At 71.1% G+C, this 23,533-nt stretch carries 25 protein-coding genes and 1 tRNA gene; 14 read left to right on the top strand and 12 right to left on the bottom strand.

Translation table 11 applies throughout. From position 1 onward, the window contains the following. Window positions 1-4 precede the first annotated feature (4 nt). From ACF09C_RS09350 to ACF09C_RS09330, 5 genes are all read right to left on the bottom strand, one after another. Entirely contained in the window at window positions 5-1,987 is a 1,983-nt protein-coding gene (locus ACF09C_RS09350; RefSeq protein ID WP_392090615.1) for a copper resistance CopC/CopD family protein, read from the bottom strand. Window positions 1,988-2,011: 24 nt separating this feature from the next. Then, the gene (locus tag ACF09C_RS09345) at window positions 2,012-2,506 is read right to left on the bottom strand and encodes a copper chaperone PCu(A)C (protein ID WP_392090613.1); all 495 of its coding nucleotides are present in this window, start codon (window positions 2,504-2,506) and stop codon (window positions 2,012-2,014) included. Continuing rightward, window positions 2,503-3,243 carry an SCO family protein gene (locus ACF09C_RS09340; RefSeq protein ID WP_392090611.1) on the bottom strand — a complete coding sequence of 247 codons (741 nt, stop codon included), beginning with the start codon at window positions 3,241-3,243 and terminating at the stop codon, window positions 2,503-2,505. The genes ACF09C_RS09345 and ACF09C_RS09340 overlap by 4 nt, the downstream gene beginning before the upstream one ends. A gap of 70 nt (window positions 3,244-3,313) precedes the next feature. Next, window positions 3,314-4,084, bottom strand: coding sequence for a YcnI family protein (locus ACF09C_RS09335; RefSeq protein WP_392090608.1), 771 nt, complete (start codon window positions 4,082-4,084; stop codon window positions 3,314-3,316). Between the two features lie 330 nt (window positions 4,085-4,414). After that, window positions 4,415-5,221 carry a hypothetical protein gene (locus tag ACF09C_RS09330; RefSeq protein WP_392090606.1) on the bottom strand — a complete coding sequence of 269 codons (807 nt, stop codon included), beginning with the start codon at window positions 5,219-5,221 and terminating at the stop codon, window positions 4,415-4,417. A gap of 221 nt (window positions 5,222-5,442) precedes the next feature. Between ACF09C_RS09330 and ACF09C_RS09325 the strand changes: the two genes are divergently transcribed. Next, window positions 5,443-5,889 (top strand): ATP-binding protein, encoded by a 447-nt coding sequence (locus tag ACF09C_RS09325; protein WP_362414712.1) that lies wholly within the window; start codon window positions 5,443-5,445, stop codon window positions 5,887-5,889. Window positions 5,890-6,056: 167 nt separating this feature from the next. Here ACF09C_RS09325 and ACF09C_RS09320 read toward each other — a convergent pair whose 3' ends face one another. Both ACF09C_RS09320 and ACF09C_RS09315 read right to left on the bottom strand, forming a co-directional pair. Further along, a complete protein-coding gene (locus ACF09C_RS09320) occupies window positions 6,057-7,514 on the bottom strand; it encodes an aminopeptidase P family protein (protein WP_392090604.1) in 1,458 nt (485 codons plus the stop codon). Window positions 7,515-7,661: 147 nt separating this feature from the next. Continuing rightward, window positions 7,662-9,323: a PP2C family protein-serine/threonine phosphatase gene (locus tag ACF09C_RS09315; protein ID WP_392091374.1), complete on the bottom strand. Its 1,662-nt coding sequence runs from the start codon at window positions 9,321-9,323 to the stop codon at window positions 7,662-7,664. A gap of 382 nt (window positions 9,324-9,705) precedes the next feature. On the opposite strand from ACF09C_RS09315, the gene ACF09C_RS09310 reads away from it, so the two are divergent. Next, window positions 9,706-10,386, top strand: a complete 681-nt coding sequence (locus ACF09C_RS09310; RefSeq protein ID WP_392090601.1) for a bifunctional DNA primase/polymerase — start codon at window positions 9,706-9,708, stop codon at window positions 10,384-10,386. A gap of 1,167 nt (window positions 10,387-11,553) precedes the next feature. Here ACF09C_RS09310 and ACF09C_RS09305 read toward each other — a convergent pair. The 3 genes from ACF09C_RS09305 to ACF09C_RS09295 all read right to left on the bottom strand — a co-directional run bounded on the left by ACF09C_RS09305 (window position 11,554) and on the right by ACF09C_RS09295 (window position 14,370). Next, window positions 11,554-12,522: a DUF5926 family protein gene (locus ACF09C_RS09305; protein ID WP_392090599.1), complete on the bottom strand. Its 969-nt coding sequence runs from the start codon at window positions 12,520-12,522 to the stop codon at window positions 11,554-11,556. Window positions 12,523-12,805: 283 nt separating this feature from the next. Next, window positions 12,806-13,408 carry an ATP-binding protein gene (locus ACF09C_RS09300; protein WP_392090596.1) on the bottom strand — a complete coding sequence of 201 codons (603 nt, stop codon included), beginning with the start codon at window positions 13,406-13,408 and terminating at the stop codon, window positions 12,806-12,808. A gap of 128 nt (window positions 13,409-13,536) precedes the next feature. After that, entirely contained in the window at window positions 13,537-14,370 is an 834-nt protein-coding gene (locus ACF09C_RS09295) for a glycerophosphodiester phosphodiesterase (protein ID WP_392090594.1), read from the bottom strand. A gap of 185 nt (window positions 14,371-14,555) precedes the next feature. On the opposite strand from ACF09C_RS09295, the gene ACF09C_RS09290 reads away from it, so the two are divergent. From ACF09C_RS09290 to ACF09C_RS09280, 3 genes are all read left to right on the top strand, one after another. Then, window positions 14,556-16,064, top strand: coding sequence for a S1C family serine protease (locus tag ACF09C_RS09290; protein WP_392090592.1), 1,509 nt, complete (start codon window positions 14,556-14,558; stop codon window positions 16,062-16,064). Between the two features lie 46 nt (window positions 16,065-16,110). After that, a tRNA-Ser gene (locus ACF09C_RS09285) sits at window positions 16,111-16,198 on the top strand. Between the two features lie 190 nt (window positions 16,199-16,388). After that, window positions 16,389-16,784: a DUF5958 family protein gene (locus tag ACF09C_RS09280; protein WP_392090590.1), complete on the top strand. Its 396-nt coding sequence runs from the start codon at window positions 16,389-16,391 to the stop codon at window positions 16,782-16,784. A 502-nt stretch (window positions 16,785-17,286) separates the two neighbouring features. Here ACF09C_RS09280 and ACF09C_RS09275 read toward each other — a convergent pair. Together ACF09C_RS09275 and ACF09C_RS09270 are read right to left on the bottom strand one after the other, a co-directional pair. Further along, window positions 17,287-18,099 carry a protein phosphatase 2C domain-containing protein gene (locus ACF09C_RS09275; RefSeq protein ID WP_392090587.1) on the bottom strand — a complete coding sequence of 271 codons (813 nt, stop codon included), beginning with the start codon at window positions 18,097-18,099 and terminating at the stop codon, window positions 17,287-17,289. Between the two features lies 1 nt (window position 18,100). Beyond that, the gene (locus tag ACF09C_RS09270) at window positions 18,101-18,937 is read right to left on the bottom strand and encodes a sigma-70 family RNA polymerase sigma factor (RefSeq protein WP_392090585.1); all 837 of its coding nucleotides are present in this window, start codon (window positions 18,935-18,937) and stop codon (window positions 18,101-18,103) included. A gap of 166 nt (window positions 18,938-19,103) precedes the next feature. Between ACF09C_RS09270 and ACF09C_RS09265 the strand changes: the two genes are divergently transcribed. The 9 genes from ACF09C_RS09265 to ACF09C_RS09225 all read left to right on the top strand — a co-directional run bounded on the left by ACF09C_RS09265 (window position 19,104) and on the right by ACF09C_RS09225 (window position 23,531). Beyond that, a complete protein-coding gene (locus ACF09C_RS09265) occupies window positions 19,104-19,433 on the top strand; it encodes a hypothetical protein (protein WP_392090582.1) in 330 nt (109 codons plus the stop codon). Window positions 19,434-19,522: 89 nt separating this feature from the next. Beyond that, on the top strand, window positions 19,523-20,797 hold the full coding sequence (locus ACF09C_RS09260; RefSeq protein WP_392091372.1) for an FtsK/SpoIIIE domain-containing protein: 1,275 nt from the start codon (window positions 19,523-19,525) through the stop codon (window positions 20,795-20,797). Window positions 20,798-21,104: 307 nt separating this feature from the next. Beyond that, window positions 21,105-21,800 carry a DUF2637 domain-containing protein gene (locus ACF09C_RS09255; protein ID WP_392090580.1) on the top strand — a complete coding sequence of 232 codons (696 nt, stop codon included), beginning with the start codon at window positions 21,105-21,107 and terminating at the stop codon, window positions 21,798-21,800. A gap of 19 nt (window positions 21,801-21,819) precedes the next feature. After that, complete coding sequence (locus ACF09C_RS09250; protein WP_392090578.1) at window positions 21,820-21,996, top strand: hypothetical protein; 177 nt, start codon at window positions 21,820-21,822, stop codon at window positions 21,994-21,996. 3 nt (window positions 21,997-21,999) lie between these two features. Next, window positions 22,000-22,191: a mobile element transfer protein gene (locus ACF09C_RS09245; protein ID WP_392090575.1), complete on the top strand. Its 192-nt coding sequence runs from the start codon at window positions 22,000-22,002 to the stop codon at window positions 22,189-22,191. Window positions 22,192-22,211: 20 nt separating this feature from the next. Then, window positions 22,212-22,370: a hypothetical protein gene (locus ACF09C_RS09240; protein ID WP_392090574.1), complete on the top strand. Its 159-nt coding sequence runs from the start codon at window positions 22,212-22,214 to the stop codon at window positions 22,368-22,370. 12 nt (window positions 22,371-22,382) lie between these two features. Then, on the top strand, window positions 22,383-22,703 hold the full coding sequence (locus ACF09C_RS09235; RefSeq protein WP_392090571.1) for a SpdD-like protein: 321 nt from the start codon (window positions 22,383-22,385) through the stop codon (window positions 22,701-22,703). Window positions 22,704-22,708: 5 nt separating this feature from the next. After that, window positions 22,709-23,257 carry a GGDEF domain-containing protein gene (locus tag ACF09C_RS09230; protein ID WP_392091371.1) on the top strand — a complete coding sequence of 183 codons (549 nt, stop codon included), beginning with the start codon at window positions 22,709-22,711 and terminating at the stop codon, window positions 23,255-23,257. Window positions 23,258-23,351: 94 nt separating this feature from the next. Further along, window positions 23,352-23,531, top strand: coding sequence for a hypothetical protein (locus ACF09C_RS09225; RefSeq protein ID WP_392090569.1), 180 nt, complete (start codon window positions 23,352-23,354; stop codon window positions 23,529-23,531). Window positions 23,532-23,533 lie beyond the last annotated feature (2 nt).

The raw sequence follows: 23,533 nt of genomic DNA, 5'->3' as shown, positions 1-23,533 counted from the left end.
AGGCTCAGCCGATCTTCACGTTCTTGTCGATGGTGGTCTGGTCGATGTCGGAGGTGCGGACCGTGACCTGGATCTGCCACTCGCCGGCCATCGGGATCTGCACCCCACTGGCGCTCCAGTGACCGGCCTGGATGCGGTCGGGGACGACCGGCAGCGGGCCGATGCTCTTCGCCTTCAGGGTGAAGGCGACCTTGAGCTCGGGAACGTCCAGGGGACGGGAGTCCGGGCCGTCGATGAAGACGTGGAGCGCGTTGGCGCCCGTCCGGCCGGGGTCGAGGCTGAGCCGTACGGTCCCCTTGCCGTTGACGCCCCCGGTGTCGAACGGCAGCCGGACGTCCACGGGCCGCTCGGGCACGGCGGTCGAACCGGAGGCGGACTGCGAGCGCCCCGCCTCCTCCTCCGTGCGGCCGGGTTCGGTCGAGGTCAGGACCGTCGTCACGGCGAGCAGGACCACGGCGACCACGGCCTCGGTCAGGACGGAACGGCGCAGACCGGTCCGCTCGGGGTCGGCGTCGCGGTCCCGCTTCGTGCGCGCGGTGGCGACGGCCACCCGCTGCCGGGCGAGCTGAGCGGCGCGCACGGGGTCGATCCCGTCCGTGTCCGGGGACTTCTGGGGTTCCTCGGCCGTCTCGACCGTCTCGTCGGTCTCAGCCACCTCAGCCGCCTCGTCGGCCTGAGCGGCCTCGTCGGCCTGAGCGGCCTCGTCGGTCTCAGCCGTTGCGGCCGTCTCCGAGGTCTCCGCCGGTGCTCCCAGGCGCTGGGTCCAGCGGCGGGATATCCAGGCGATGCCCAGCAGGACGGCCACGAGGCCGATCTTGACCAGGAGGAGCTGTCCGTACGACGTGCCCGTCAGAGCCGACCAGGAGCCGACCTGCCGCCAGGACTGGTAGAGCCCGGTCGCCGCGAGGACGACGACGGAGCCGAAGGCGATCTTCGAGAACCGTTCCACGGCGGCCCGCTCGATGCCGGGGGCTCGGTACAGCGCCACGAGCAGCGTGGTGAGGCCGCCCAGCCAGGCGGCCACCGCCAGCAGGTGCAGGAGGTCGACGGGCATCGCGATCCCCGGCTGGATGCCGGTGGAGGCGTGCTCGGCGAGGGCCCAGGTGCCCGCGATACCGGCGGCCACGACCGTGCCGCCGATCGCAAGACCGAAGGTGAGGTCCTTCTTCTCCTTGGGGTCCGTCCGCTTGGTGTACGCCCCGAACAGCACCGCGACGAAGAGCGCGGCCGCCCCGAGCAGCATCAGCCGGGAGACGAGCGCGGCGCCGGTCTTCGTCTCCAGGACGGCCTTGAGCCCTCCGAGGTCGAAGGCGTCGCCGAGTTCGCCGGAGCCGGTGTACGGGTTGCGCAGCAGCAGCATGACCAGGGTGGCCGCGGTGAGGGTGAGCCAGCCTCGGACGACGAGCCGCTGGATCGGCCGGACGCTCGCGCCGCGCGGCCAGCAGGCGAGGACGAAGGCGCTGCCGCCGACGAGGACGGTGAAGGCCGCGTACGAGAGATAGCGGGCGATGCCGTAGAGCGCGCCGACCACACCGCCGCCGGCGTTCTGCTCGGGGAGGGCGACGGAGGTCTCGGAAGGGGCGCCGACGGAGAAGGTGAAGGCGCCGGCGATGGGGTGGCTGTCGGCGGAGACGGCCTGCCAGGCCACGGTGTAGGTGCCTTCGGGCAGTCCGGTACGGAGGCCGACCCCGTACCGGACGATGTTGCCGCTGCAGAGGTCGCGGAGTTCCCCGGTGTCGACCCGGTTCCCGGCGGGATCGAGGACCCGGATCGAGTCGCCGCCCATGGCGACCTGCTCCGAGAAGGTGAGGTTGACCTCCTTGGGGGCGGTGGCGACCACCGCCCCGTCCTGCGGGTCGCTGCCGGTCAGCGCGGCGTGCGCGGACGCGGGGGCGGCGCCGGCGAGCAGCACGCCGAGGAGGGCGGCCGCGACGAGCAGCAGCCGGGCCAGGGCGGTTCCGAGGCGCGGGGCGGTGGTGGTGGGCATGTGTGTGTCAGTCCCTCAAGTAGCTCAGTGCTGCTTCGGGTTGTGGGTGGCGGCCTCGACGGGAAGGTCGACCTTGATCGGGTCGGCCTTCTCGAAGTGCAGCTCGATGCTGACCTTGTCGCCCTGCTTCGGCTTGGTCTTCAGCCCCATGAACATGATGTGGCTGCCGCCACGTTCGAGGTCGAGTTCGCCGTTCGCGGGGATGTCGAAGGACTTCACCTGCTGCATCTTCTGGTTCTTCGTCTCGTGGATCTGGACGTCGTCAGAGAGGGGGCTCGTCACGGAGGTGAGCTTGTCGGCGGTGCCGCTCTCGTTCTTGATGGTCAGGAAGCCGCCGGCCATGTCCATCACGGGCTGCGGCATGAACGCGCCGCTGACCTTCAGTTCGGGCTTGCCGTCGGCCCCGGCGGCGCCCGAGGAGCTGCCCGAGGTGCTGTCCGATGAGCATCCGGACAGCGTCAAGGCGGCCGTCAGGGCGACGACGGCGGTGGTGGACAGGACGGTGGTGCGGCGGTTCACGGGTTCTCCCCCTTGATGAGCTTCGGCAGATCCTTGGCGTAGTCGTCGACGGTCGTGTCCTCGCCGTACAGGACATAGCCCTGGTCGGTCGTGGGCGAGAACGCGATCACCTGCGCTCCGTGCATGGAGACGACCGATCCGTCCTTCTCCTTCTTCGCCGGATCGATGCCGATGCCCATGGAACGGGCGCCGACCTGGATCGTGGAGAAGTCGCCGGTGAGGCCGATGAAGGACGGGTCCCCGGCGGCGGGCAGCCACTTGGCCAGCTCGGCCGCGGTGTCCCGCTCGGGGTCGGTGGTGACGAAGACGACCTGGAGCTTGTCCTGGTCGGCCTTGGGGAGCTGCTTCTTGGCGATGGCGATGTTGCTCATCGTCAGCGGGCAGACGTCGGGGCAGTGCGTGTAGCCGAAGTAGATCAGCGTCGGCTTGCCCTTGGTCTGCGCGCGGAGGTCGAACTTCTGGCCCTTGGTGTCCGTGAGGACGAGGTCGGGCTTGGTGAAGGGGCGGTCGAGGACGGTGGCCGCCTTGTCGCTGCCGCTGCCGCCCTCCGCGGAGATCTCGGCGACGGCTCCGCTGCCGGAACCGCCGGCCTTGTCGTCTCCGCCGCCGAGGCCGACCGCGACCGTCACCGCGAGGGCGGCGACGACCGCGACCGCGGCGAGGATCAGGGGCGCGCGTCGGCTGGGCCTGGGCCGCTCGTCGGCGGCCGGTCCGGCCGCTTCTTTCTGGACTGACATGGAACGTGCTCTCTCGTGTTCGTGGGGTGCGCTGTGCCCTCGGGGCTCTCAGCGCACGGGGTCGGGCCGGTCAGGCCGAGCGGCGACGGCCGGCGAGCAGACCGAAGGCGACACCGGCGACACCGATGAGGATGCCGACCACGCCGAGCACGCGCGCGGTGGTGTCACTGCTGTCGGACGCGGAGGCCGCGGACTCGGTGTGCCCCTGGCCGTCCTCGGCCTTGGCGTCGTGGCCGGCCTTGTCGTGGGCCTTGTCGTCGGCCTTCGCGTCCGTCGTCGCACCGCCGCCGTGGTGGTCGTCCTTGGCGGCGGAGAGCTTCAGGACGGGCGCGGGGTGCTCGGGCTCGGCGGCGCCCTCCTTGGGCTCCTCGATCCAGCGGACGACCTCGTTGTTGTCGTAGGTCTGGATGGCCTTGATGACGAGCTGGTCGGCGTCCTCCGGCAGCTGGCCGAGGGAGAGCGGGAACTGCTGGAACTGGCCGGGGCCGATCTTCGCGCCGCCCTCGGCGGTCCAGGTGACCTTGGTGACGGCCTGCTTGATCGTCTTGCCGTGCAGCTCCAGCGGCTTGGCGAGGTCCGACTTGGTGACGTCGGCCTTCCAGCCCGGGACGGGCTGCGGCATCACCGAGGCGAGCGGGTGGTCGGCCGGGAAGTTCACCTCGACCTTGATGGTGGAGGCGTTGTCACGCTCGTTGGGGACCTTGACGTTGACGGTCGCGTAGCCACCCTTCGCCGCCTCGCCCTGCGGCTGCACGCCGACATGCGCGAAGGCGGTGCCGGAGAGCAGCACGACGGAGGAGAGGACGATGCCGCCGGCGACGGCGATACGGGAAACGTTCATGGCAGAAGACACTCCAGCTCTGGAGAGGGGTCAGGGTTCCGGCACGCCGACGCCCGGCAGCTTGCGAATCCGGGTACGTGCGGGTGCTGGTGGTGCGGGGCGGGTGCGGGTGCGGGTGCGGTGCCGACTTACGGACCTGCGGACGTATAGACCTGCGGACGTATGGACCTGCGGACGCGGGTGTGCGTACGGGAGTAGGCACGGGTGTCGGTGGTACGTGTGTCAGTCCTACGGATGCAGGTCGTACGGATGCTGGTCGTACCGAACCGTTGGATCCGGGTACGGCACCGGCCGCGGCCTATGCCGCCCGTGCCGCCTGCACGGCCCGCGTCAGGCCGCGAGGGCGAGGGCGGAGACCGGCGGCCCGCGCCGGATGACCGTGTGCTGGAGTGCCTCGGCGCCGGTCGGCGGTGAGACGTCGTGGCCGGTCCGGGCGGGCCGGCGCGGCTCGGCGGCCGGCAGCCCGGGAAGACCGGAGAGCAGTGCCCCCGCGAGCGTCAGTGCGGCGCGCAGGGAGCGTACGAGGGCGCATTCGGCGAGCTCGGTCGCGCCGTGTGCGGAGAGCCGGGCGAGCCGACGGAGGGCCAGGTCGCTGCGGCGCAGCAGCCAGCCGGTGGCGAGTGCCGCCAGCAGGTGGCCGAGCACCATCGGCAGGCTGGGCAGGAGTTCGCCGCCCTGCGCGGCCGTGCCGGTCGCCAGCTGGGCGACGTGGCCGGGGTGCGCGTGGGTGGCGGTGGCCGCCGGGCCGAGACCTGCGTCGGCGACGATCCGGGCGGCGTCGGCGGGGCTCAGGGAGGTCGCCGCCGGGCCGCAGACGATCTTCGCGGCCATCCGGATCAGCGCCTCGTCGGTGGCCGGTCCCAGGGAGCCGGCCGAGAGCGGCCGCTGCCCGAGCCCGAACAGGACGTGCAGCCCGAGCTGTCCGCCGGCCAGGGCCGCGACGATGACGGGCAGCGAGCGTTCCCGCCCGGCGAAGAGCACGGTGACACCGAAGATGAACAGGAATCCGGCGACCAGCGTCCACAGAGCGATCCCCGCACAGGCGGCGATCGCGTGCCCGAGGCCGGACAGCACGACGCAGACCGCGGTGAACACCGCGGCCCTCAGCAGTCGTGGCGCGAGCGCGGGGGCAGACATGGCGGGAGTCATCATCGCACCAGGCCCCCACCCGCCATGCGGCAGGTCCGGAAGATCGCTTTTCGGCCCCTTCGGGCGCGACATACACCGGCGCGCGTTGTGCACACATCCGCCGAACGAGCCCTCTTCTGCCTCCCGGGGGCTTACGGACCCCTCGACGCGGCAATAGGTATCGGTATGTCGCGCCGCAGCATGTCGAGCCGCAGCCAGGAGGCTGAAGCATGAGCATCTGGTGGTCCCTCCATTTGAGGCGCGAGGCTGCGAGCGTCCCGCTCGCCCGGCGGCTGCTGCTCGGCACGATGGAGACGGCCGGCGTCGACCCCGATGTCTCCTACGACCTGTCGGTGGCCCTGACCGAGGCGTGTGCCAACGCCGTTGAGCACGGCGGAGACACCGGTTCCGGCCCGGCGTCGGAGGCGTACCGGGTCACGGCCTATCTGGACGGCGAGACCTGTCGTATCGAGGTGGCGGACGCGGGACCGGGCTTCGCCGGTGTGGCGCGCCCCGCTGCCGCCGTCCCTTCGGACGCGGAGAGCGGCCGCGGGCTGCGGCTGATCGAGGAGCTCGCGGACCACGTCCACTTCGGCCGTACGGGCCGAGGCGGGGCGCTGGTCAGCTTCGACAAGATCGTGAAGTGGCGCGCGGACGCGCCGCTGGCGCTGACCTGAAGCGCTGCGGAGCACGCTCGTGCAGGTGTGCAGGTGTGCAGGTGCGTAGGTGCGTGGGTGTGTAGGCGCGTGGACGTGTTCGTGTGTGCGCGTGTACGGGAAGGGCCCCCGCCGACCGTCGTCGGTGGGGGCCCTTCCCGTGGGGCGTCGTGCGCGAGCGTCCTGGCTCAGCCCTTCAGGCCGGCCATCCACGCCTCGACCTCGTCGGCGCGGCGCGGCAGCGAGTCGGAGAGGTTCCGGTTGCCGTCCTCGGTGACGAGGATGTCGTCCTCGATCCGGACGCCGATGCCCCGGTACTCCTCCGGCACGCTCAGGTCGTCGGCCTGGAAGTAGAGCCCCGGCTCTACGGTCAGGCACATGCCCGGCTCGAGCGTCGTGTCGACGTAGGCCTCGGTGCGCGCGGCGGCGCAGTCGTGGACGTCCATGCCGAGCATGTGGCCGGTGCCGTGCAGGGTCCAGCGGCGCTGCAGGCTGAGCTCGAGGACGCGGTCCACGGGGCCCTCGATGAGGCCCCACTCGACGAGCTTCTCGGCGAGCACGCGCTGGGCGGCGTCGTGGAAGTCGCGGTAGGCGGCGCCCGGCTTGACCGCCGCGATGCCCGCTTCCTGCGCCTCGTACACGGCGTCGTAGATCTTGCGCTGGATGTCGGTGTAGCGGCCGTTGATCGGCAGCGTGCGGGTCACGTCGGCGGTGTACAGCTCGGTGGTCTCTACGCCGGCGTCGAGGAGCAGCAGGTCACCGGAGCGGACCGGGCCGTTGTTGCGCACCCAGTGCAGGGTGGTGGCGTGCGGTCCCGCGGCGCAGATGGAGCCGTAGCCGACGTCGTTGCCCTCGACGCGGGCGCGCAGGAAGAACGTCCCCTCGATGTAGCGCTCGCTCGTCGCCTCCGCCTTGTCGAGGACCTTGACGACGTCCTCGAAGCCGCGGGCGGTCGAGTCGCAGGCCTTCTGTAGTTCGGCGATCTCGAACTCGTCCTTGACGAGACGGGCCTCGGAGAGGAAGACGCGCAGCTCTTCGTCGCGCTCGGCGGTGACCTTGTCGGTCAGCGCGGCCTCGATGCCGGCGTCGTGACCGCGCACGGCGCGGACCGGTCCGGTGGCCTCCTTGAGGGCGGCGGCCAGCTCGCGGACGTCCTTGGCGGGGACGCCGAGGAGCTGCTCGGCCTCGGTCAGGGAGTGCCGGCGGCCGACCCACAGCTCGCCCTGGCCGTCGAGCCAGAACTCGCCGTTCTCGCGGTTGGAGCGCGGCAGCAGGTAGATCGTCGCCCGGTGGCCGGTCTTCGTGGGCTCCAGGACGAGGACGCCGTCCTCGGTCTGGTCGCCGGTGAGGTAGGCGTACTCGGTCGAGGCGCGGAAGCTGTACTCGGTGTCGTTCGAGCGCGTCTTCAGGTTGCCCGCGGGGATCACCAGGCGCTCGCCGGGGAAGCGCGCGGACAGCGCGGCGCGACGGGCGGCGGTGTGCGCGGCCTGGGCGATCGGCCGCAGGTCGTGCAGCTCGGTGTCGGCCCAGCCGGACTTCATGTTCTCGGCGAGCTCGTCGGACACGCCCTGGTAAAGGCCGTTCTTGCGCTGCTTGATCGGCTCTTCGGTCTCGTCCGGGGTTTCCGGGGTGAGCTCGTCTGCCACGGGGGGTCTCCTTCGGTACGACGTTGAACCCAGTCCATCGTACGGTCGTACGGGAAAAGGCCCAGGGCCGGAAGACCCGTCACCGCAGCGTCACGCACCGCTCACTGACGTGGCTGACGTGGCTGACGTGTGCGAGATGGTCCTGTCTCAGTCGAAGCGGGCCGCGAGCAGGACCACGTCCTCTCCGTCGACGTCCGGGGCGGCGTCGCCGCCGCCCAGTCCCTCGGGCACCAACGTGCGCAGGATGTGGTCGGCGACGGCCCCAGGGTCTGAACGGTCCGCCTTCGGGACGCTCGCGGCGGCGGCGTGCAGCCGGGCGAAGGCCCGGTCCATGGGGTCGCCGGTCCGGCGGAGCAGTCCGTCGGTGTAGAGCAGCACCGTTTCTCCGGGGGCGGGGGCGATCTCGACGCTCGGCGCCTCCCAGCAGGCGAGCATGCCGAGCGGTGCCGAGAGTGAGGTCTCGACGAACTCGGTCCGGTGCTCGCCGATGATCAGCGGCGGGGTGTGGCCCGCCCCTGCGAGGACGAGCTTGCGCTGCTTGGGCTCGGAGTACGCGAAGAGCGCGGTGGCCGAGCGGGCCGGCTCGGTCAGCCGGAGCAGGAGTTCCAGGTCGGACAGGACGGCGACCGGGTCCTCCCCCTCCATGACCGCGTACGCCCGCAGGGAGGCGCGCAGCCGGCCCATCGCGGCGAGCGCGCTCGGGCCGGTCCCGGAGACGGAGCCGACGGCGAGGCCCAGGGCACCCTCGGGCAGCGGCAGGGCGTCGTACCAGTCGCCACCGCCCTGGGGGCCGGTGCGGTGGCGGGCGGCGAGCTGGACGCCGGGGACGCGGGGGAGGCGGCTGGGCAGCAACTCCTCGGCGACAGTGGCGACCTGGACGCGGGCGCGCTCGAGATCCAGGAGGCGGGCGAGGTGCTCGGTGGCGTAGCGGCCGTAGAGACCGACGAGATCGCGCTGGCGCTCGACGGGTTCGGCGGGCTCGTCGTAGAGCCAGACGACGGCCCCGAGCTTGCCTGCGGCCTCGGTGGCGAGGGGGAGCGCGTAGCTGGCGGCGTAGCCGAGCCGGGCGGCGACCTCGCGGTGACGCGGGTCGAGCTCGGGCTCGCTGAGCAGGTCGGGGACGGCGATGGGGTCGGGGATGGTGATCGAGCCGGGGGCGGCAGCCGTACCGGAGGGGATGCCGACAGTGGCACCGGTAGCGGAACCGGGGCGGGCCTCGGCGGTGCCGGCGGTGGCCAGTGGGTCGGCGGGGGCGGCCGGCGACCTCGGCGCGGCCGGTTCCGGGAGGCCGTCGAGGATGCGGCCGTAGGAGGTGACGCTGCGCGGAACCGTCTCGATCGTGCCGAGTTCGGCGTGGGCGAGCCCGAGCCCGATGGTGGACGCGGGGCCGCGTCCGTCGGCGGGTTCGAAGACCGCCATGCCGCGGCGCGCGCCGACGAGGGCGGCTCCGGCGCGCAGTACCTCGCGCAGTGCTTCGTCGAGCGACCCGGTCTTGATCAGGCGCTCGGTGAGTTCGTGGAGGGTGGTGAGGTCGGAGACCCAGCCGGCCAGCCGGTCCTGGATCAGCGCGCCGGGGATGCCCGGAAGGGCCGCCGAGGAGGGGTTCACGGGCGGGGCGGGCGCGGTAGTGTGCGCGGGCGAGGGAACCGTGGAATCGATTCCAGCCACTTTCGGCAGGTGTGGGGCGCTCATGTCGGACGGCTTTCCGACGGGTGCGTTTCGCTCAATAGCATCGCAAACCCCCATGTCAATCTGCGCCGCTAGCAATGCATCCACATGTACACGCACAAGAGGAGCGATGTCCAGCATTGTCCCCACGGGACTTGTGGTGTCCGTGGGGTTTGGCAGAAGGGTTGAAGTGCAGGCCAAGTTGGCTGAAAATTGCCCCCTCGGTGCACCATTTGCGGTCGACTGGCGTCGTTTGAAAGCGCGTTGATTTGAACGTGATGGGTACGTAATCGGTGATGGCCAGGGGCAGTTGGAACAGCCCCGGAACCTGGCAGGGTGCCTGGGCGTCCTCACCGCCGCAGGCCGCGCCCCCTCTAGTGGACGACGAGCCTCAGCTCGGCCCCTCCCGCCCCACCGCACGGGGTGGTGACCCGCCGACCTTGTACGCGCTGCTACGCACGGTGAAGTGATCTGCACATGGTGTGATGTGGATTCGGCGTTCAACGGAAAGGAACGAGCGCTCATGCGCGAGATCCTCGGAAGGCGACGCAGGTTCCGGCTTCGGCGCAGGGAAAGGACCGTCCAGCTCGACGCGGCGCTCGTCTGCGCCACCGAGTGGGGCTGGCCCGTCCTGCCGGGTGTCGGGCTCAAGGCGACGACCCGTACGTCCAGAGGGGCCGGCTGCGCCTGCCCCGACCCCGGGTGCGCCGTCCCCGGCGCGCACCCCTTCGACCCAGGACTGCTCGCGGCCACCACCGACGAGCGCATGGTCCGCTGGTGGTGGACCCGGCGCCCGGACGCCCCGGTCGTCCTGGCCACCGGAGGCGGCGCGCCCTGCGCGGTCAGCCTCCCGGCGGTCGCGGGGGCACGTGCCCTGACCGCCCTCGACGCGATGGGCATGCGGCTCGGTCCGGTGGTGGCGACGCCCACCCGCTGGTCGCTGCTGGTCGCCCCGTACGGGCTCGAACAGCTCGGCGACCTGCTGTACGCGAAGGACAGCGTGCCCAGTTCGCTGCGGTTCCACGGCGAGGGCGGCTATCTGCTGCTGCCTCCGTCGGTCGCGGGGACGGGCCAGGTGCGCTGGGAACGCGCCCCGCTGGAAGGCTCCGCCCGGCCCTGGCTGCCGGACGTGGAGGCGGTCGTGGACGCCCTGGTCGAGGCGAGCACGGGCGCGCCCGGGGGCGGCAGCAGACTCTCGTACTGACGGGGCGCTGGGGTGTTCGGCCTCATCCTGACGGGGTGCTGGGGCGTTCGGCCTCACCCATACGGGTGTGAGGCCGCCCGACTTGTGCGGGAAACGGGCGCGCGGCGCGCGATGCGCCGCCGGTCCGCCGATATCTTCGGCGGACCGTTCACGAAGCGTCGTAGCCAGCCGGGCAGGTGGGTCCCATGAATCTCCGCATGATCGGGCTCGGGGCCGTCGTGGCGTGTGCCACGCTCCTGCCGCTCGTCGCCCTCGCCGGCCCGGCGTCGGGCCCCGGAGGCGACGGTGACTCCACGTCGCGGGCGGGTGGTGGCGAGGGCGGACGTGCGGACGGCTCTCTGCTGCCGGGCCTCGGTGTCGGCGGGTCGGCGGCCGGGGCGGAGCGGGGACAGCAGGCGGGATCGGACTCCGGCACGGACCCCGGGGCGGCCCCTGGCGCGGACCGCGGTGCGGCATCCGGTTCGGCATCGGGCGCGGAGGCGGGGGTGCAGGCGGGCGAAGAGGCCGGCGTACGGGACGGATCGGGGGGCGCACGGGATTCCGCGCCCCCGAGCGCGCTCCTGGGCGCCCCCGGGGCTTCCTCCCCGGATCCCGCCCGCAGCGCGCACTGTGGCCCGGAACTGACCTCTCCGGACGGGATCGAGGCGCAGACCTGTGTGCTCACGGAGGGCCCGGACACCTGGGGACGTACGTACTACCGCAACGCCGGCGGTCAGCGGCTCGACGCGGTACTCACCCTGATGGGGCCTGCCGGGCGGACCGTACAAGTGCGATGTGCCGTTGTCGCGCGGGATGAACCGGGGGTGTGCGAGACGCCCAGGGAGCGTGCGCGGGGCGCGGTCTCGGCATATTCGGCCGTCGCGGAATTCGCGGGTGCGGGAGAGGGATCAAGCACGCCTCTGCTGCTCCGGGCCGGAAGCAACACGGCCGGTGCGGGCGGAAGTTGAGATTCCGGATAACTCCGTCCGGGCATGAGAAGACCCGATCGCTGGCGACGGGGGATGCACCAGCGACCGGGCTTCTAGAACGGTAACAAGAGATCTGCGGTTCGCAAATTCGATCTCGGTTATTCGGACAGGGATTTACCTGACCGCACAGGGAGTTGTGGCGGATGTCACCGACTGGTCGGTCTGTCAGTCCACACCGTCACCACACGCACCACGCGTATCAGCTGAGCGTGACCTGGCGGTTGGTGAGACCGCCGCGCGCCCGCCGCTCCTCGGGGGTGAGCGGAGCGTCGGAGGCCAGCGCCGCTGCCAGCCGCTCGGCGAACTCGGCAGCGGGCTTCTCGCAGTCCTCGGCACTCATCGACGTCGGCAGGTCCCAGACCGGGACCATGAGGCCGTGGGCCCGGAAGGAGCCGACGAGACGGGTGTTCTCGCCCAGGGAGGACGTGCCGGCGGCCTGCAGCCGGGCGAGCGCGTCGAGGAGCTTCTCCTCGGGGTGCGGCATGACCCAGCGCAGGTGGTTCTTGTCCGGGGTCTCGCACCAGTACGAGGAGTCCACGCCGGTCAGCTTGACCGTGGGGATCGCGGCGGCGTTGGCGCGCTCCAGGGAGGCGGTGACCTCGGGGTTGGAGTTGTCGGCGGACTCCGGAATCCAGAATTCGAAGCCCGTGTGCACGACCGGCGAGAAATCGCTGTTCGGGGCGAGCAGATCCTGTAGGCGGGGCCCGTCGGCCGGCACGCGGCGCGGGGTGACCGGGGAGCCCGGCTCCGTCTCCAGGGCGCGCAGCAGCGTGTCGGCGAGGTCGCGGGCGAGGTCGCCGGAGGAGGAGTCGTTCTGGAGGGCGAGGAGGACGGAGCCGTCGTCGCGGCGGAGCGCGGGCCATGCCATGGGCAGCACGGTCGCGAGCGTCACGGACGGGACGCCCTCGGGGAGGCCGTCCTTCAGCGTGAGCGGAACGGTGGCGGCGGGCACCAGCTCGCGCAGCGCGACCCAGTCGCACTCGCCGGGCAGCCCCTCGAAGGGGCGCTGGACCAGCTCGGTCACGGCGTGCGCGGCGGCCCGCCCGTGGCACGCCTTGTAGCGGCGGCCCGACCCGCAGGGGCACGGCTCGCGCGCACCGACGACCGGGATCTCCCCGTTCGTGACCTGTGCCTTGGCGGCCTTCGTCTGGGGGCGCTTCTTGGCCATGGTGTGGCTTCTCCCGATCGCGGCAGTGCTGTGGTGCAGGGCCGCACGTGGTGCACGGCTCTGTGTCGGGCGAGCCTAGCCGTACGGGACTGCCGAGGGGCTCAAGCGGGCACGTTCACCGCCCGGGAGCACGGCCTACGCGCCGGGGGCGCGGTCCACGGGCCGAGGGGCACGGCCCACGCACCGGGGAGCACGGCCTACGCGCCGAACGGGGCGCGCCCCGAGGCCGTCGTCCGGGATCGTGGCGCGCGATGCCGTCCCGGCCCGCCGATCCGGGGTGGTCTCAATCCAGGTCGTCGTACGCGTCCAGGAACTCGAAGCCCGAGCCGCCGCCGACCCGCGCGGCGAAGTCCTCGCGGCGATGGCCCTCAGTGACCAGCACCCAGACCGTCACCTCGCCGGACGCGCTGTCGCGCACCCCCCAGTCCTGGGCCAGGGCGCTGATGATGTTCAGCCCGCGCCCGCCGCGCGCGGTGACCGAGGGCGTCGACGGAACGGGCCGGGTCGGACCACCGCCGTCCGTCACCTCCACCGTCAGCCCACCGGACGGATCGACGCGCCAGGCCGCGCGGACGTCTCCGTCGCCCACGTCGGCCCGCCCCAGCGGTCTGCCGTGCCGGCAGGCATTGCTGAGCAGTTCGGAAAGGATCAGTACCGCGTCGTCGACGACCGACTCGGACATCCCGCTGCGGATCAACTGCTCCCGCATACGGTGTCTCGCTTCACCCACGCCCGCAGGGCCATGGGGTACGGCCATGCTCGACGACGTGGGCACCTCCTGTGCCACCACCAACGCCACCCCCGAGACCTCCTTTGCCCCACGCCACGGTGTGGATGCCCCAATGGCCTGGACCGGAAACCGCCCCATGAGCGTGTGGTGACGCACTCGTGACGATCGAGTACGGACCGAACGCGCCGGTGCACTCCCTGTAAGTCAGGAGACGGGTGGGGTGGAGGGGGCGGAAGGGGCCGGCGAAGAGGCCGGCGAGGGGACGGGGAAGGGACGGAGAGGGGTCAAAGACGGCCCAACTGGGACAGCACCTGCTGCGGCCGGTTGGTGATGATCGCGTCGACGCCGAGCCGCACACAGAGTTCGACGTCCTCCGGCTCGTCCACCGTCCATACATGGACCTGATGTCCGGCCTTCTGGAGGCGGAGGATCACGGCCGGGTGGTGGCGGACGATCCGGATCGACGGTCCGGCGATCACCGCACCCGCCGGCAGCCTGCCGTCGCGCAGCCGAGGGGTGACGAACTGCGAGAGCGAGACGGTGGGCAGCGTCGGCGCGGCGGCTGCGATCCGGTGCAGGGAGCGCGCCGAGAAGCTCATGACCCGTACGGGAGACTCCTCCGTGCTCGCGGGCTCCGCCAGTCCGAACCGCTTGAGCAGGTGCAGCAGCCGTTCCTCGACCTGGCCCGCCCAGCGGGTGGGGTGCTTGGTCTCGATGGCCAGCTCGACGCGGCGCCCGGCGTCGGAGACCAGCTCCAGGAGGCGTTCGAGGGTCAGTACGGAGGTGAGGCCGGGGTCCTTCCAGTCCGGGCTCTCGCCCGCCTCCTCGCGCCCCTTCCACGTGCCGAAGTCGAGGGCGGCGAGGTCGGCGAGCTCCAGGGCGGAGACGGCGCCGCGGCCGTTGGAGGTGCGGTCGACGCGCCGGTCGTGGACGCAGACGAGGTGGCCGTCGGCGGTGAGCCGGACATCGCACTCAAGGGCGTCGGCGCCGTACTCGATGGCCTTCACATAGGCGGCGAGCGTGTGCTCGGGGGCTTCTTCGGAGGCCCCGCGGTGGGCGACCACCTGGACGGGGGTGGAGTTCGGGTGCGGCCGAGGGTGCTGCCGTGCGTGGGTCACCGCGTCATGGTGCCATTGGCGGAGCGGGCTCACGGGGTCGCGTCCGTTCTGTCCGTAAATAAAGAATGGGACGCAGACGCACAGCTCCGCCTTACAGTGGCCTGACGTCCCGTGGGAAAAGCTGTTCGCAGCACCTTGCGAGGCATCCACCCACGCAGTGAACCGCAGTGAACGAGGAGAGAGCCGTGAGCACCGAGAACGAGGGCACCGAGGTTCCGGCGGACCCGAGTGCCCCGTCCGTCCCTCCCGCCCCTCCTACGCCCCCGGCGCCCACCGCGCCGCCCACCGCGCCCACCGCGCCCGCGGCGGACGTCCCGAGGTCGGATCAGCCGACGCAGGTGCAGCCGCAGGTCCACGCCCAGGCGCAGGCTGACGCGCAGCCGCAGCCGCAGGGGCAGGGGCAGGCTCACGCTCAGGCGCCGGAGCCGGCGGCGGCTCAGGCTCACGCACCGGCTGCTGCTGCGGCCGGTGCCGGTGCCGGGGGCTGGCCCCCGCCGCCCCCGGCCGTGCCGGCCTGGGGCGCGTCGGTCCCGCCCGTCCCGGAGCCCGCCGCTCCGCGCAAGCGGACCGGCGGCCTGGTGGCGGCGGTCCTCGTGGCGGCTCTCGTGGCCGGCGGTGTGGGCGGCGGCATCGGCTACTGGGCGGCCGAGCGCGGCGACGACGGCATCAGCTCGACGACGGTCTCCGCGGGCGACTCCCCGGCGTCCTTCAAGCGCGACCCGGGCACGGTCGCCGCGGTGGCCAACAAGGCGCTCCCGAGCGTGGTGACCATCCAGGCGAAGTCCGGTGGCAGCGGCGGTGGTGACAGCGAGGGCGAGGGCGGCACCGGCACCGGCTTCGTCTATGACAAGGAAGGCCACATCGTCACCAACAACCACGTGGTGGCGTCGGCGGCGGAGGGCGGCACGCTCTCGGCGACGTTCTCGAACGGCAAGACGTACGACGCGGAGGTCGTCGGCCGGGCGGAGGGCTACGACGTGGCGGTCCTGAAGCTGAAGAAGGCGCCGGACGGGCTGACTCCGCTCCCGCTGGGCGACTCGGACAAGGTGGCTGTGGGCGACTCGACGATCGCGATCGGCGCTCCCTTCGGCCTGTCCAACACGGTGACGACGGGCATCATCAGTGCCAAGAACCGCCCGGTCGCCTCGGGCGACGGCTCCGGCGGCAACAACTCGTACATGAGCGCCCTGCAGACGGACGCCTCGATCAACCCGGGCAACTCCGGCGGCCCGCTCCTCGACGCGAGCGGCGCGGTGATCGGCATCAACTCGGCGATCCAGTCGACGGGCAACGGCTTCGGCCAGTCCCAGGCGGGCTCGATCGGCCTCGGCTTCGCCATCCCGGTCAACCAGGCCAGGAACGTGGCCGAGCAGCTGATCAAGACGGGCAAGCCGGTGTACCCGGTGATCGGCGCGACGGTGAACATGACCGACAAGGGCGCGGGCGCCACGATCGCCCAGGAGGGCGCGGGCGGGACTCCGGCGATCACCCCGAACGGCCCGGCGGCGAAGGCGGGCCTCAAGCCCGGCGACGTGATCACGGCGCTCGGCGACCGCCAGATCGACAGCGGCCCGACGCTGATCAGCGAGATCTGGACCCACAAGTCCGGCGACACGATCAAGCTCACCTACGAGCGCGACGGCAAGCCGACCACGACCACAGTCACCCTCGGCGAACGCACGGGCGACAACTGACCGGCTAGGCTGTCCCCCGCGCCACCCCGAACGGGACCCGGCGCGGGGTGGGTTGCCCGAGCGGCCTAAGGGAACGGTCTTGAAAACCGTCGTGGCGCGAGTCACCGTGGGTTCAAATCCCACACCCACCGCCAGGCGAAACGGCCTCTGACCAGGATCAATGGTCAGGGGCCGTCAGCGTGTCTGGCCCCATGATTGCCTGGTGTTCCCCGTGGTTTCCCGCTCGTTCGGGCACGCAAGGGGCACGCGGGGCACCCAAAAACGGTGCTACTCGCTGGTGCCCACGGGGGTACCGTCGGCCTGGTCGCACGGGAGGGGAAGGCTGTGCTGTACGCGCACGAGGTGATCCTGAACGAACTCGCACAAGGTCTCAGATCGACAGCTGAGGGGGTCGAGTGGTTCGAGAACCTGTCAGAGGACGACAAGCGCAAGGCCGTGCATGCTCTGGTGCTCTTCTGCGGTCAGGCTCGCGCTCGTGAGGACGATGTCCCAGAGAGCATCGCGCGCTCTGGCATTCGCCCCACTCACACGCCCGCGGTCATGCTTACGAAGTGGCGCTTCGGGATGGCGCAACTTCCGGAATACGAACTCACGAAGTCATTTCGCCTGCTTGTCGCCCTCTTCAGCATCGCCGATAGCCGTAGGCGGGCGCTGTACTGCGTCGACGGATGCGGTCATGAGTGGCACAACTTGTCAGCTCAGCCACAAGATCCGACCTAGGGCGTTGCCACAGGCCGTCACCTGCGAAGACGCCCGAACGACGCGCTCCTCAGCCACGAGGAAACTGGTACCGACGCGGAGCGACCACACCGGCCCCCGCCACATCGCGGCAGCAGCTGCTCCACGCCCGCCCATTCCCGGCAGTGCGGTCGCCTCACGCTCCCGTCATCCGCGACGGCGGGGGCACGGCGCCTCGCCCTACTCGGCCCCGACAGTCGGCCGGCCATGCGCAAGAGGCCACCCCTCCCTCGCCGCTGGCTGTCTTTGGATCGCCCGTCTTGGCCGCAGTCGGCAGCGCTCGTGGCTACGCGTGCCATGTGACGGTTGCCGTGCTTGAAGGCCTGCTTTCCCATCAACCCAAGCTGTCAGGCGTGCGGACGGCGCCCGGGCTGGAGCGGGGCGCAGACAGGAGCGCAGGCCCGGGCGACGGGCCGCGCGCGCCGCGCCGTGCGCGGCGGGTGCCTTGATGAGGTAGAGAAACCTGTAACAGCTCCCCGCTCTCCTACGGGCAGATGTACGCGATCGTGGCGTCGTCGTACTGCTTGCTCCGGGGCCATCGGCTGAGATCGGGGTCGGATCGCTCCGCTTCGCGGACCTGCCGGATCACATTTTCGGGGCCGTTGCGGGCGAGTAGATCCAGACAGCCCCGCCAGTCCGTCGCGTGGAACGTGGTCACGAGTCTCGCGGCGCCATCGGTCAGCAGCGCTGCTGCCTGGACATCGGATGCGCCCTCGACACCGGTGAAAGCCTGGCTTGCTGCTGCCGGGTCGGCCGCTGCCACCCAGTACCCGCCGGGCGTGTTGCGCAGACTGCGCTCCGCACTGACGAGTGCCTGATGAGCTGCTCTCTGCGCTGCTGATCCGGGAGCGGTGCCTGCGAGAGCTTCGCGGGCGTGCGGCGCCACGAGGGCAAGACGATCGTCTGTAGTAGCCGTGACGATGCCGTGGTTGTCCACGAGGAGCGTGCAGTCTCCCAGGACCAGCCACTCGAAGACACCACGCCGTACCCGGGCGATCGCAACCGTCGCGGATGGCGAGAGTGGATCATCGACAGCGCAGGTATCCCGGTGCAGACCAGCCGTGGACTCGATGGCAGTCGCAAGACAGTCGGCGAGCGGAGACTCCTGTCGGGCGACCTCGTAGTGGAGGCGGGTGCCCAGCTCCTGTACGTACCAGGCGACCCCGTGTTTGCATCCGGACTCCATGCCGAGCGCCATGCCGGCACCGTCCAGGACCACGACCACAGCGGGGCTGGACAGTACAAAGTCCTCGTTGGGCCCATGCGGCCGCGAGCTACTGACCTGGCGAACGAGCACGTTAAGCCGTTTCGTGGATCAAGACATCGCTCAGGGCCCGGCTGCCGGTGATCGCCTTGGTGCTCGGCTCGTAGTCGGCGGTGACCACCATGGAGAACGGAGCGGTACCAGCCTCCTTGTAGATGCTGGCGATGTTCTCGGCGAGGAAGTGGGCCACACCCAACGAGCCCACGGCGTGAACCCCCGCGATCAGGAGGAACGTCCCCCGCCCGTCCGGCCTCGGCAACCGGCCGAGATAGGCGATGTCCGTGGGCGTCGGGTCTTCTGGGCTGTCGGTGGGTGAGGTGTGAACGGTGCCGCTGCTCCGCTCGATCAGAGCCCAACGACCATCGGGCAGGGTCTCGAAAGCCAACTGAGGGTCGTTGCCCAGTGCTTCGGCGGTGACAGGCGACGTCTTGGGTCCGCAGACGACGATGAGGTCGTCGCGGTTGAGGTCGATCTCGCCTGACGTCGGGATGTAGCCCAGGTCTCCTTCGAGCTGGAGCTGATGTGCCAGTCCGAGCAGCTTCTGACCCGTGGAGCTGTCTTCGAGCGCCACGTAGTCCCGCTCTCCCGGCCGCATGGGGACGAGTACCTGTACGTCCTGCGTGCCAAGGAACGCTCGCTCCGGCGGCGGGCCAGCATCACGGAGCTGTGCCACGCGTGCCCGGCTGACGCCCATCAACTTCGCTACGTCCGCCATCGAGTGCCCGTGATCACGGAGCCAAGCGATGCTCTCCTTGCGCATGCGCGAGGTCTCGACAACGGCGGCCTGGAGCTCCCCCATCAGGTCCACTGCGGCCTTCACGCGAAGCGCGTGATCTTGCATGGCGGCGACGCGCCGCACTTCGTCAATCACGGCGGACACCTCGCGAAAGCGGACGGGGGACTGTCTTCATACCCAACATGCTAAGGGGGGCTTGACACCTCGCACCAGTCGCGTGCATCTTAGGTGGTAACCCCCCCTTAACGGAGTGGGGGTTCGACGCTCGGGCTGTTAAGCCCCCCTTACCGGGAGAGTGGACATGCCGTCCTTCAAGATCGACCTTTCGACTGCCGTGGTGTTCGTCGCGACCGCCCCGACTCCGAAGCTCGTGAGCAAGCAGACCGGTGAGCGCGCGATGGATCGGGAGACCGGTGCCGGTCTGTCCACGGTGGGTCTGCTGATCTCGGACGAGGGGGAGGGCAACCTCTACCAGGTGACCGTTCCGGAGACCGGTCTCCCCGAGGGGCTGGCGCCGGGTATGCCGGTGTCGGTGATCGGGCTGAAGGCGCGGGACTGGGAGAACACGTTCAACGGCCAGACGCGGCACGGCATCTCGTTCCGTGCGGTCGCCCTCACGGTCGGGGTCTAGCCGTGGACTGGACCGCCTTAACCGTAACGCTGGCGCTGGTCGCCTCGGTCGCGCTGCTGCTGCGGTGGCAGCGTCCGGCCTGGTACTGGATGACCTTCGGCATCCTCTTCGCGGTGGTCCGGGTACTGGTCCGGTACTCGTCAGTCATGGACGCGTGCGGGTTGACGGTCCCGCCGTCCCGCTTCCGCCTCGCGCTCGCCCGGATGGCGAACCGGCCGGCCCCGGCGCCTCGGGCCCCTCGGATTCTGCGGCTCCGCCCGACGCGTACCGGGCTGGTGCTGCGGGTGAAGCTCCGGGCGGGTCAGGACGCGTTCGACTTCTCCGCCGCCTCGGACCGCCTGCGGCACTCGTTCGTCATGCAGAACGTCACCGCCCGCGAGATCAAGTCGGGTGTGGTCGAGCTGCGGATGACCGGCTACGACGTCCTCAAACGCGTCCAGATGCCCGTGATCGCCGCTGGCGGGGCGATGCGGGTTCCGGTCGCCATGCGGGAGGACGGGGAGGTCTACTACCGCGACTACCGGCAGAGCCCGCACGCGCTGAACGTCGGTGCCACGCAGTCCGGGAAGTCCGTCTATCAGCGCAACCTCGTTGCCGGTCTCGCCACGCAGGATGTCGCTCTGGTCGGGATCGACTGCAAGCAGGGGGTGGAACTGGCTCCGCTCGCGCGCCGGTTCACCGCGCTGGCCGACAATCCCGACTCCGCCGCCGAGCTGCTCGACGCGCTTGTCGGGCACATGGCCGAGGTCTATCAGCTCATCCGCCGCGAACAGCGGCTGAGCGCCGACGTCCCGGACGCGGAGATCACCGCCGACATCTGGGACCTGCCCGACCACCTGCGGCCGACGCCGGTCGTGCTCGTGGTCGATGAGGTCGCCGAACTCGCGCTGTTCGCGACGAAGGAGGAGGAGAAGCGCCGGGACCGGATCATCACCGCTCTGGTCCGGCTGGCCCAGCTCGGCCGGGCGGCCGGCGTCTATCTGGAGATCTGCGGGCAGCGCTTCGGCTCGGAACTCGGCAAGGGGATCACGATGCTCCGTGCCCAGCTCACCGGCCGGACCGCTCACCGCGTCAACGACGAGACCAGCGCGAACATGGCCTTCGGCGACGTCTCCCCGGACGCCGTCCTCGCCACGATCCAGATCCCGACCGACCGCCCCGGGACGGCTGTCGCCGGTGAGTCCTCCGGTGGCTGGGTCCGCATCCGCACCCCGCACCTCACGCTCCGGCGGGCCGTGAACATCGCCAACTCGCAGGCTCACCGCACTCCGGAGATCAAGGCCCTGGAGGCCTTCCGGCCTGTCCTGCCGAGCCTGGTCAAGGTTCCGGCCCCGGCGGTCGAACCCGCCCCCGCCCCGGCCTGACCAATCTCCGCTTCACGGTCGGCGTGACTGTCTCGCGCCAGGTCCCTACCCCGCCCATGCCTGAAGCCGGAAGGAAGTGTCCGCCATGGCCACGCGTAGGAAGCCCCACCGAAGTGCCCGGACTGCGAGGGCACCGGACTGACCACCAAGAAGTACTGGGCCGGCGTCCGCAAGCCTCCCGTCCACCCCCGGCAGGTAGCCATCTGCGGGTGCCAGTCCCGCTCCGCATGACCCGCCGGGACCGGGCGGTCGGCCACTCGTGCCCCGCCCCGTCCCGGCCCCAACCCACCAGGAAGGAGGAACACCCGTGAAGCGCTCGCCCATCCGTGTGGACGCAGTTCTCGTGCAGGCCGTGATTGCCGGGGCCCTGTCCTTCGCCCATCTCCACGACCTCGCCGAAGCTGCCGGACAGACCGGCTGGAAAGCCTGGGCCTACCCCGTCTCCGTCGACCTGCTGCTCGTCGCCGCCTGGCGTCGGCTGCGGACCCTCCGGGCTGCCGGCGCCTCTGCTCGCTCGGCCTGGACCTGGTTCACGGTCGCGCTCGCCGCATCCCTCGGTGCAAACGTGGCCACCGCCGGACTCCTCGATCTCGGCGACGTCCCCGACTGGCTGCGCATCCTCGTCGCTGGCTGGCCTGCCCTCGCCTTCCTCGGCGGCACCCTCCTTGTCCACACCCCGCCCCCGGCCGAGCAGCTGACGGCCGGGCCAGACACCGCCGAACCTGCGCCTGTTGAGGCGGTCATCGAGCGAGACGACACGGCCGAGCTGGCGCCCGAGCCCCTTCCGGCGCCTGCTCTGCCCGCTGTCGATCCGGAGCCGGTACCTGAGCCGGACCCCATACCTCCAGCGGTCGCTGTGCCGCCCGCGCTGGTGGTCCACGCCCGGAAGCTCGCCGACGAGCACCGCACCCGTACCGGCTCGCCGATCGACACCGACACCCTGCGCGCCCGCCTCGGTGTCCCGCCCGTGATGGCCGACGCCATCGCCGCCCAACTCGCCTGACAGAAAAGGAGACCCGCCCATGCGCGACTCAACCCGGCACGCGCTGGAACGTGCGGCCGAGCTGACCCGAAACAACCGCCTCGTGGAGGCCATGGCCACCGCCGAGCCGGTGATCGCCGCCGCCGACGAGTTCGAGTCGGCCGAGATCCGTCAGTGGCTCACCGACCACACCGACGACTTCACCCGGGAGGGCTGAGCAATGCCCGCCCGCGACCGCTTCCACTCCGTGATGCAGATCGGCCCCGTGCAGATCGGCACCCACCGCGACCGCCACGGACGCACCAAGCACGTAGCGGCATGCACCGCTGATGACTGCGGTTGGTCGGCCGACTACTCCTCCCAGTCCGCTGCCCAGCTCGCCGCCCGCACCCACCGCTGCCAGCCCCGCTGACCCCGTAGGAGAACCCCGTCATGGACGTTCCGCTCTGGCTCGCCCTGATCGTCGTCGGCGCCCTCGGCATCAAGCTCATCCGCCCGCCCTGGTGGCTCGTCGCCGTGATCCTCCTCGGCGGCTACCTCCTCGCCGACAGCATCCTCGCCCCGCTCATCGACAGCACGATCACCAAGTAGGGAGACCCCGTCATGCTCCGACCGCGCATCCCGGTCAACCCGCTCCCGACCGGCATCGTCACCCCGCTCGCCCAGCCCACACCGACCAGCGCCGTAGAGCCGACGGCCTGCCACCACGACCACACCCCGGCCCCGGTCGCCCCGGCCCGTACGACGGTCCAGCTCACCCCCGGCAGCGCGGCCGCCCTCGCCGCTGGAGCTGGTGCCGTGGTCCTGGTCGTCGGCACGGTTCTCGTCTCGCTGCTCCTGGCGGTCGCCGTTACCGGCGTCACCGTCGCTGTGGTCGCGGTCGTCCTGCGGCTGCTCGTCAAGGACATGCAGAGGGGCCGGTGACGATCGTGGACACGCACACGATCGCCGCGGCCGGGTTACCGGCCCTCGGCTGGGCCCTGCACGGCGGGCTCCTCCTGCGGCGTCTGGCCACCGCACGCCGCGACCCCCTGACCGGCCTCCACACCCGCGCCGGCTGGACCGCACGAGCCGAAGACCTCATGAAGAAGCACGCCAACGCCCTCGTGCTCCTGATCGACCTTGACGACTTCAAGGCCATCAACGACACCCACGGCCACGCCGCAGGGGACAAGGTCCTCACCGAAACCGCCGCCCGCCTCACCGACTGGTGCGGGCGCCACGGCATCGCCGCCCGCCTCGGCGGAGACGAGTTCGCCGCCATCGTCACGGATCCCGGCCACACCCCCGGCCTGCCCGCGCTCCACACCGCGCTGGACCAGGCGGTCACCCACCACGGACACGTCCTGCGGGTGTCGGCCTCGCTCGGCCACTGCCACCGCGAGCACCTGCCCGTACCGGTCCTCACCGACGCCCTCTCGGCCGCCGACGCGTCGATGTACGCGGCCAAGGGCCACGGCAGGCGCAACACACGCTGAGCGGCTCCCGGAGCGGCCTCGGTCGCCAAACTTCCGCCGCCCCGGGCGCCTCAACCCCACTTCAGATCCAACGGACCCTAAAGGGAAACCCATGATGCCCCAGCACCCGACCCCGCGCGTCTGCTCCCACTGCGACGGCTTCCCCGTCGTGCACATCACCACGGGCACGGCCACCCCGCAGGGGAACCGCCACACGCTCCCGGCCACCTGCCCGGCCTGCAAGGGCACCGGCACCCGCAGCATGCCCGCCGCCCTCGTCCGTGCCGGGAAGTGACC

The organism is Streptomyces sp. NPDC014870 (assembly GCF_043081505.1).
In the GTDB taxonomy this organism is placed as follows: domain Bacteria; phylum Actinomycetota; class Actinomycetes; order Streptomycetales; family Streptomycetaceae; genus Streptomyces.
Note: the sequence above shows the minus strand (reverse complement) of the source record. Positions and strands in the feature narration are given on the sequence as shown.

Coding starts and splice junctions, on each gene's coding strand:
- ACF09C_RS09330 (WP_392090606.1), bottom strand. CDS start 5,221: ATGTCTGCCCCCGCGCTCGCGCCACGACTGCTGAGGGCCGCGGTGTTC.
- ACF09C_RS09225 (WP_392090569.1), top strand. CDS start 23,352: ATGCCCCAGCACCCGACCCCGCGCGTCTGCTCCCACTGCGACGGCTTC.
- ACF09C_RS09305 (WP_392090599.1), bottom strand. CDS start 12,522: ATGGCCAAGAAGCGCCCCCAGACGAAGGCCGCCAAGGCACAGGTCACG.
- ACF09C_RS09250 (WP_392090578.1), top strand. CDS start 21,820: ATGCGCGACTCAACCCGGCACGCGCTGGAACGTGCGGCCGAGCTGACC.
- ACF09C_RS09235 (WP_392090571.1), top strand. CDS start 22,383: ATGCTCCGACCGCGCATCCCGGTCAACCCGCTCCCGACCGGCATCGTC.
- ACF09C_RS09335 (WP_392090608.1), bottom strand. CDS start 4,084: ATGAACGTTTCCCGTATCGCCGTCGCCGGCGGCATCGTCCTCTCCTCC.
- ACF09C_RS09240 (WP_392090574.1), top strand. CDS start 22,212: ATGGACGTTCCGCTCTGGCTCGCCCTGATCGTCGTCGGCGCCCTCGGC.
- ACF09C_RS09260 (WP_392091372.1), top strand. CDS start 19,523: ATGACCTTCGGCATCCTCTTCGCGGTGGTCCGGGTACTGGTCCGGTAC.
- ACF09C_RS09325 (WP_362414712.1), top strand. CDS start 5,443: ATGAGCATCTGGTGGTCCCTCCATTTGAGGCGCGAGGCTGCGAGCGTC.
- ACF09C_RS09315 (WP_392091374.1), bottom strand. CDS start 9,323: ATGCTGGACATCGCTCCTCTTGTGCGTGTACATGTGGATGCATTGCTA.
- ACF09C_RS09265 (WP_392090582.1), top strand. CDS start 19,104: ATGCCGTCCTTCAAGATCGACCTTTCGACTGCCGTGGTGTTCGTCGCG.
- ACF09C_RS09340 (WP_392090611.1), bottom strand. CDS start 3,243: ATGTCAGTCCAGAAAGAAGCGGCCGGACCGGCCGCCGACGAGCGGCCC.
- ACF09C_RS09310 (WP_392090601.1), top strand. CDS start 9,706: ATGCGCGAGATCCTCGGAAGGCGACGCAGGTTCCGGCTTCGGCGCAGG.
- ACF09C_RS09350 (WP_392090615.1), bottom strand. CDS start 1,987: ATGCCCACCACCACCGCCCCGCGCCTCGGAACCGCCCTGGCCCGGCTG.
- ACF09C_RS09245 (WP_392090575.1), top strand. CDS start 22,000: ATGCCCGCCCGCGACCGCTTCCACTCCGTGATGCAGATCGGCCCCGTG.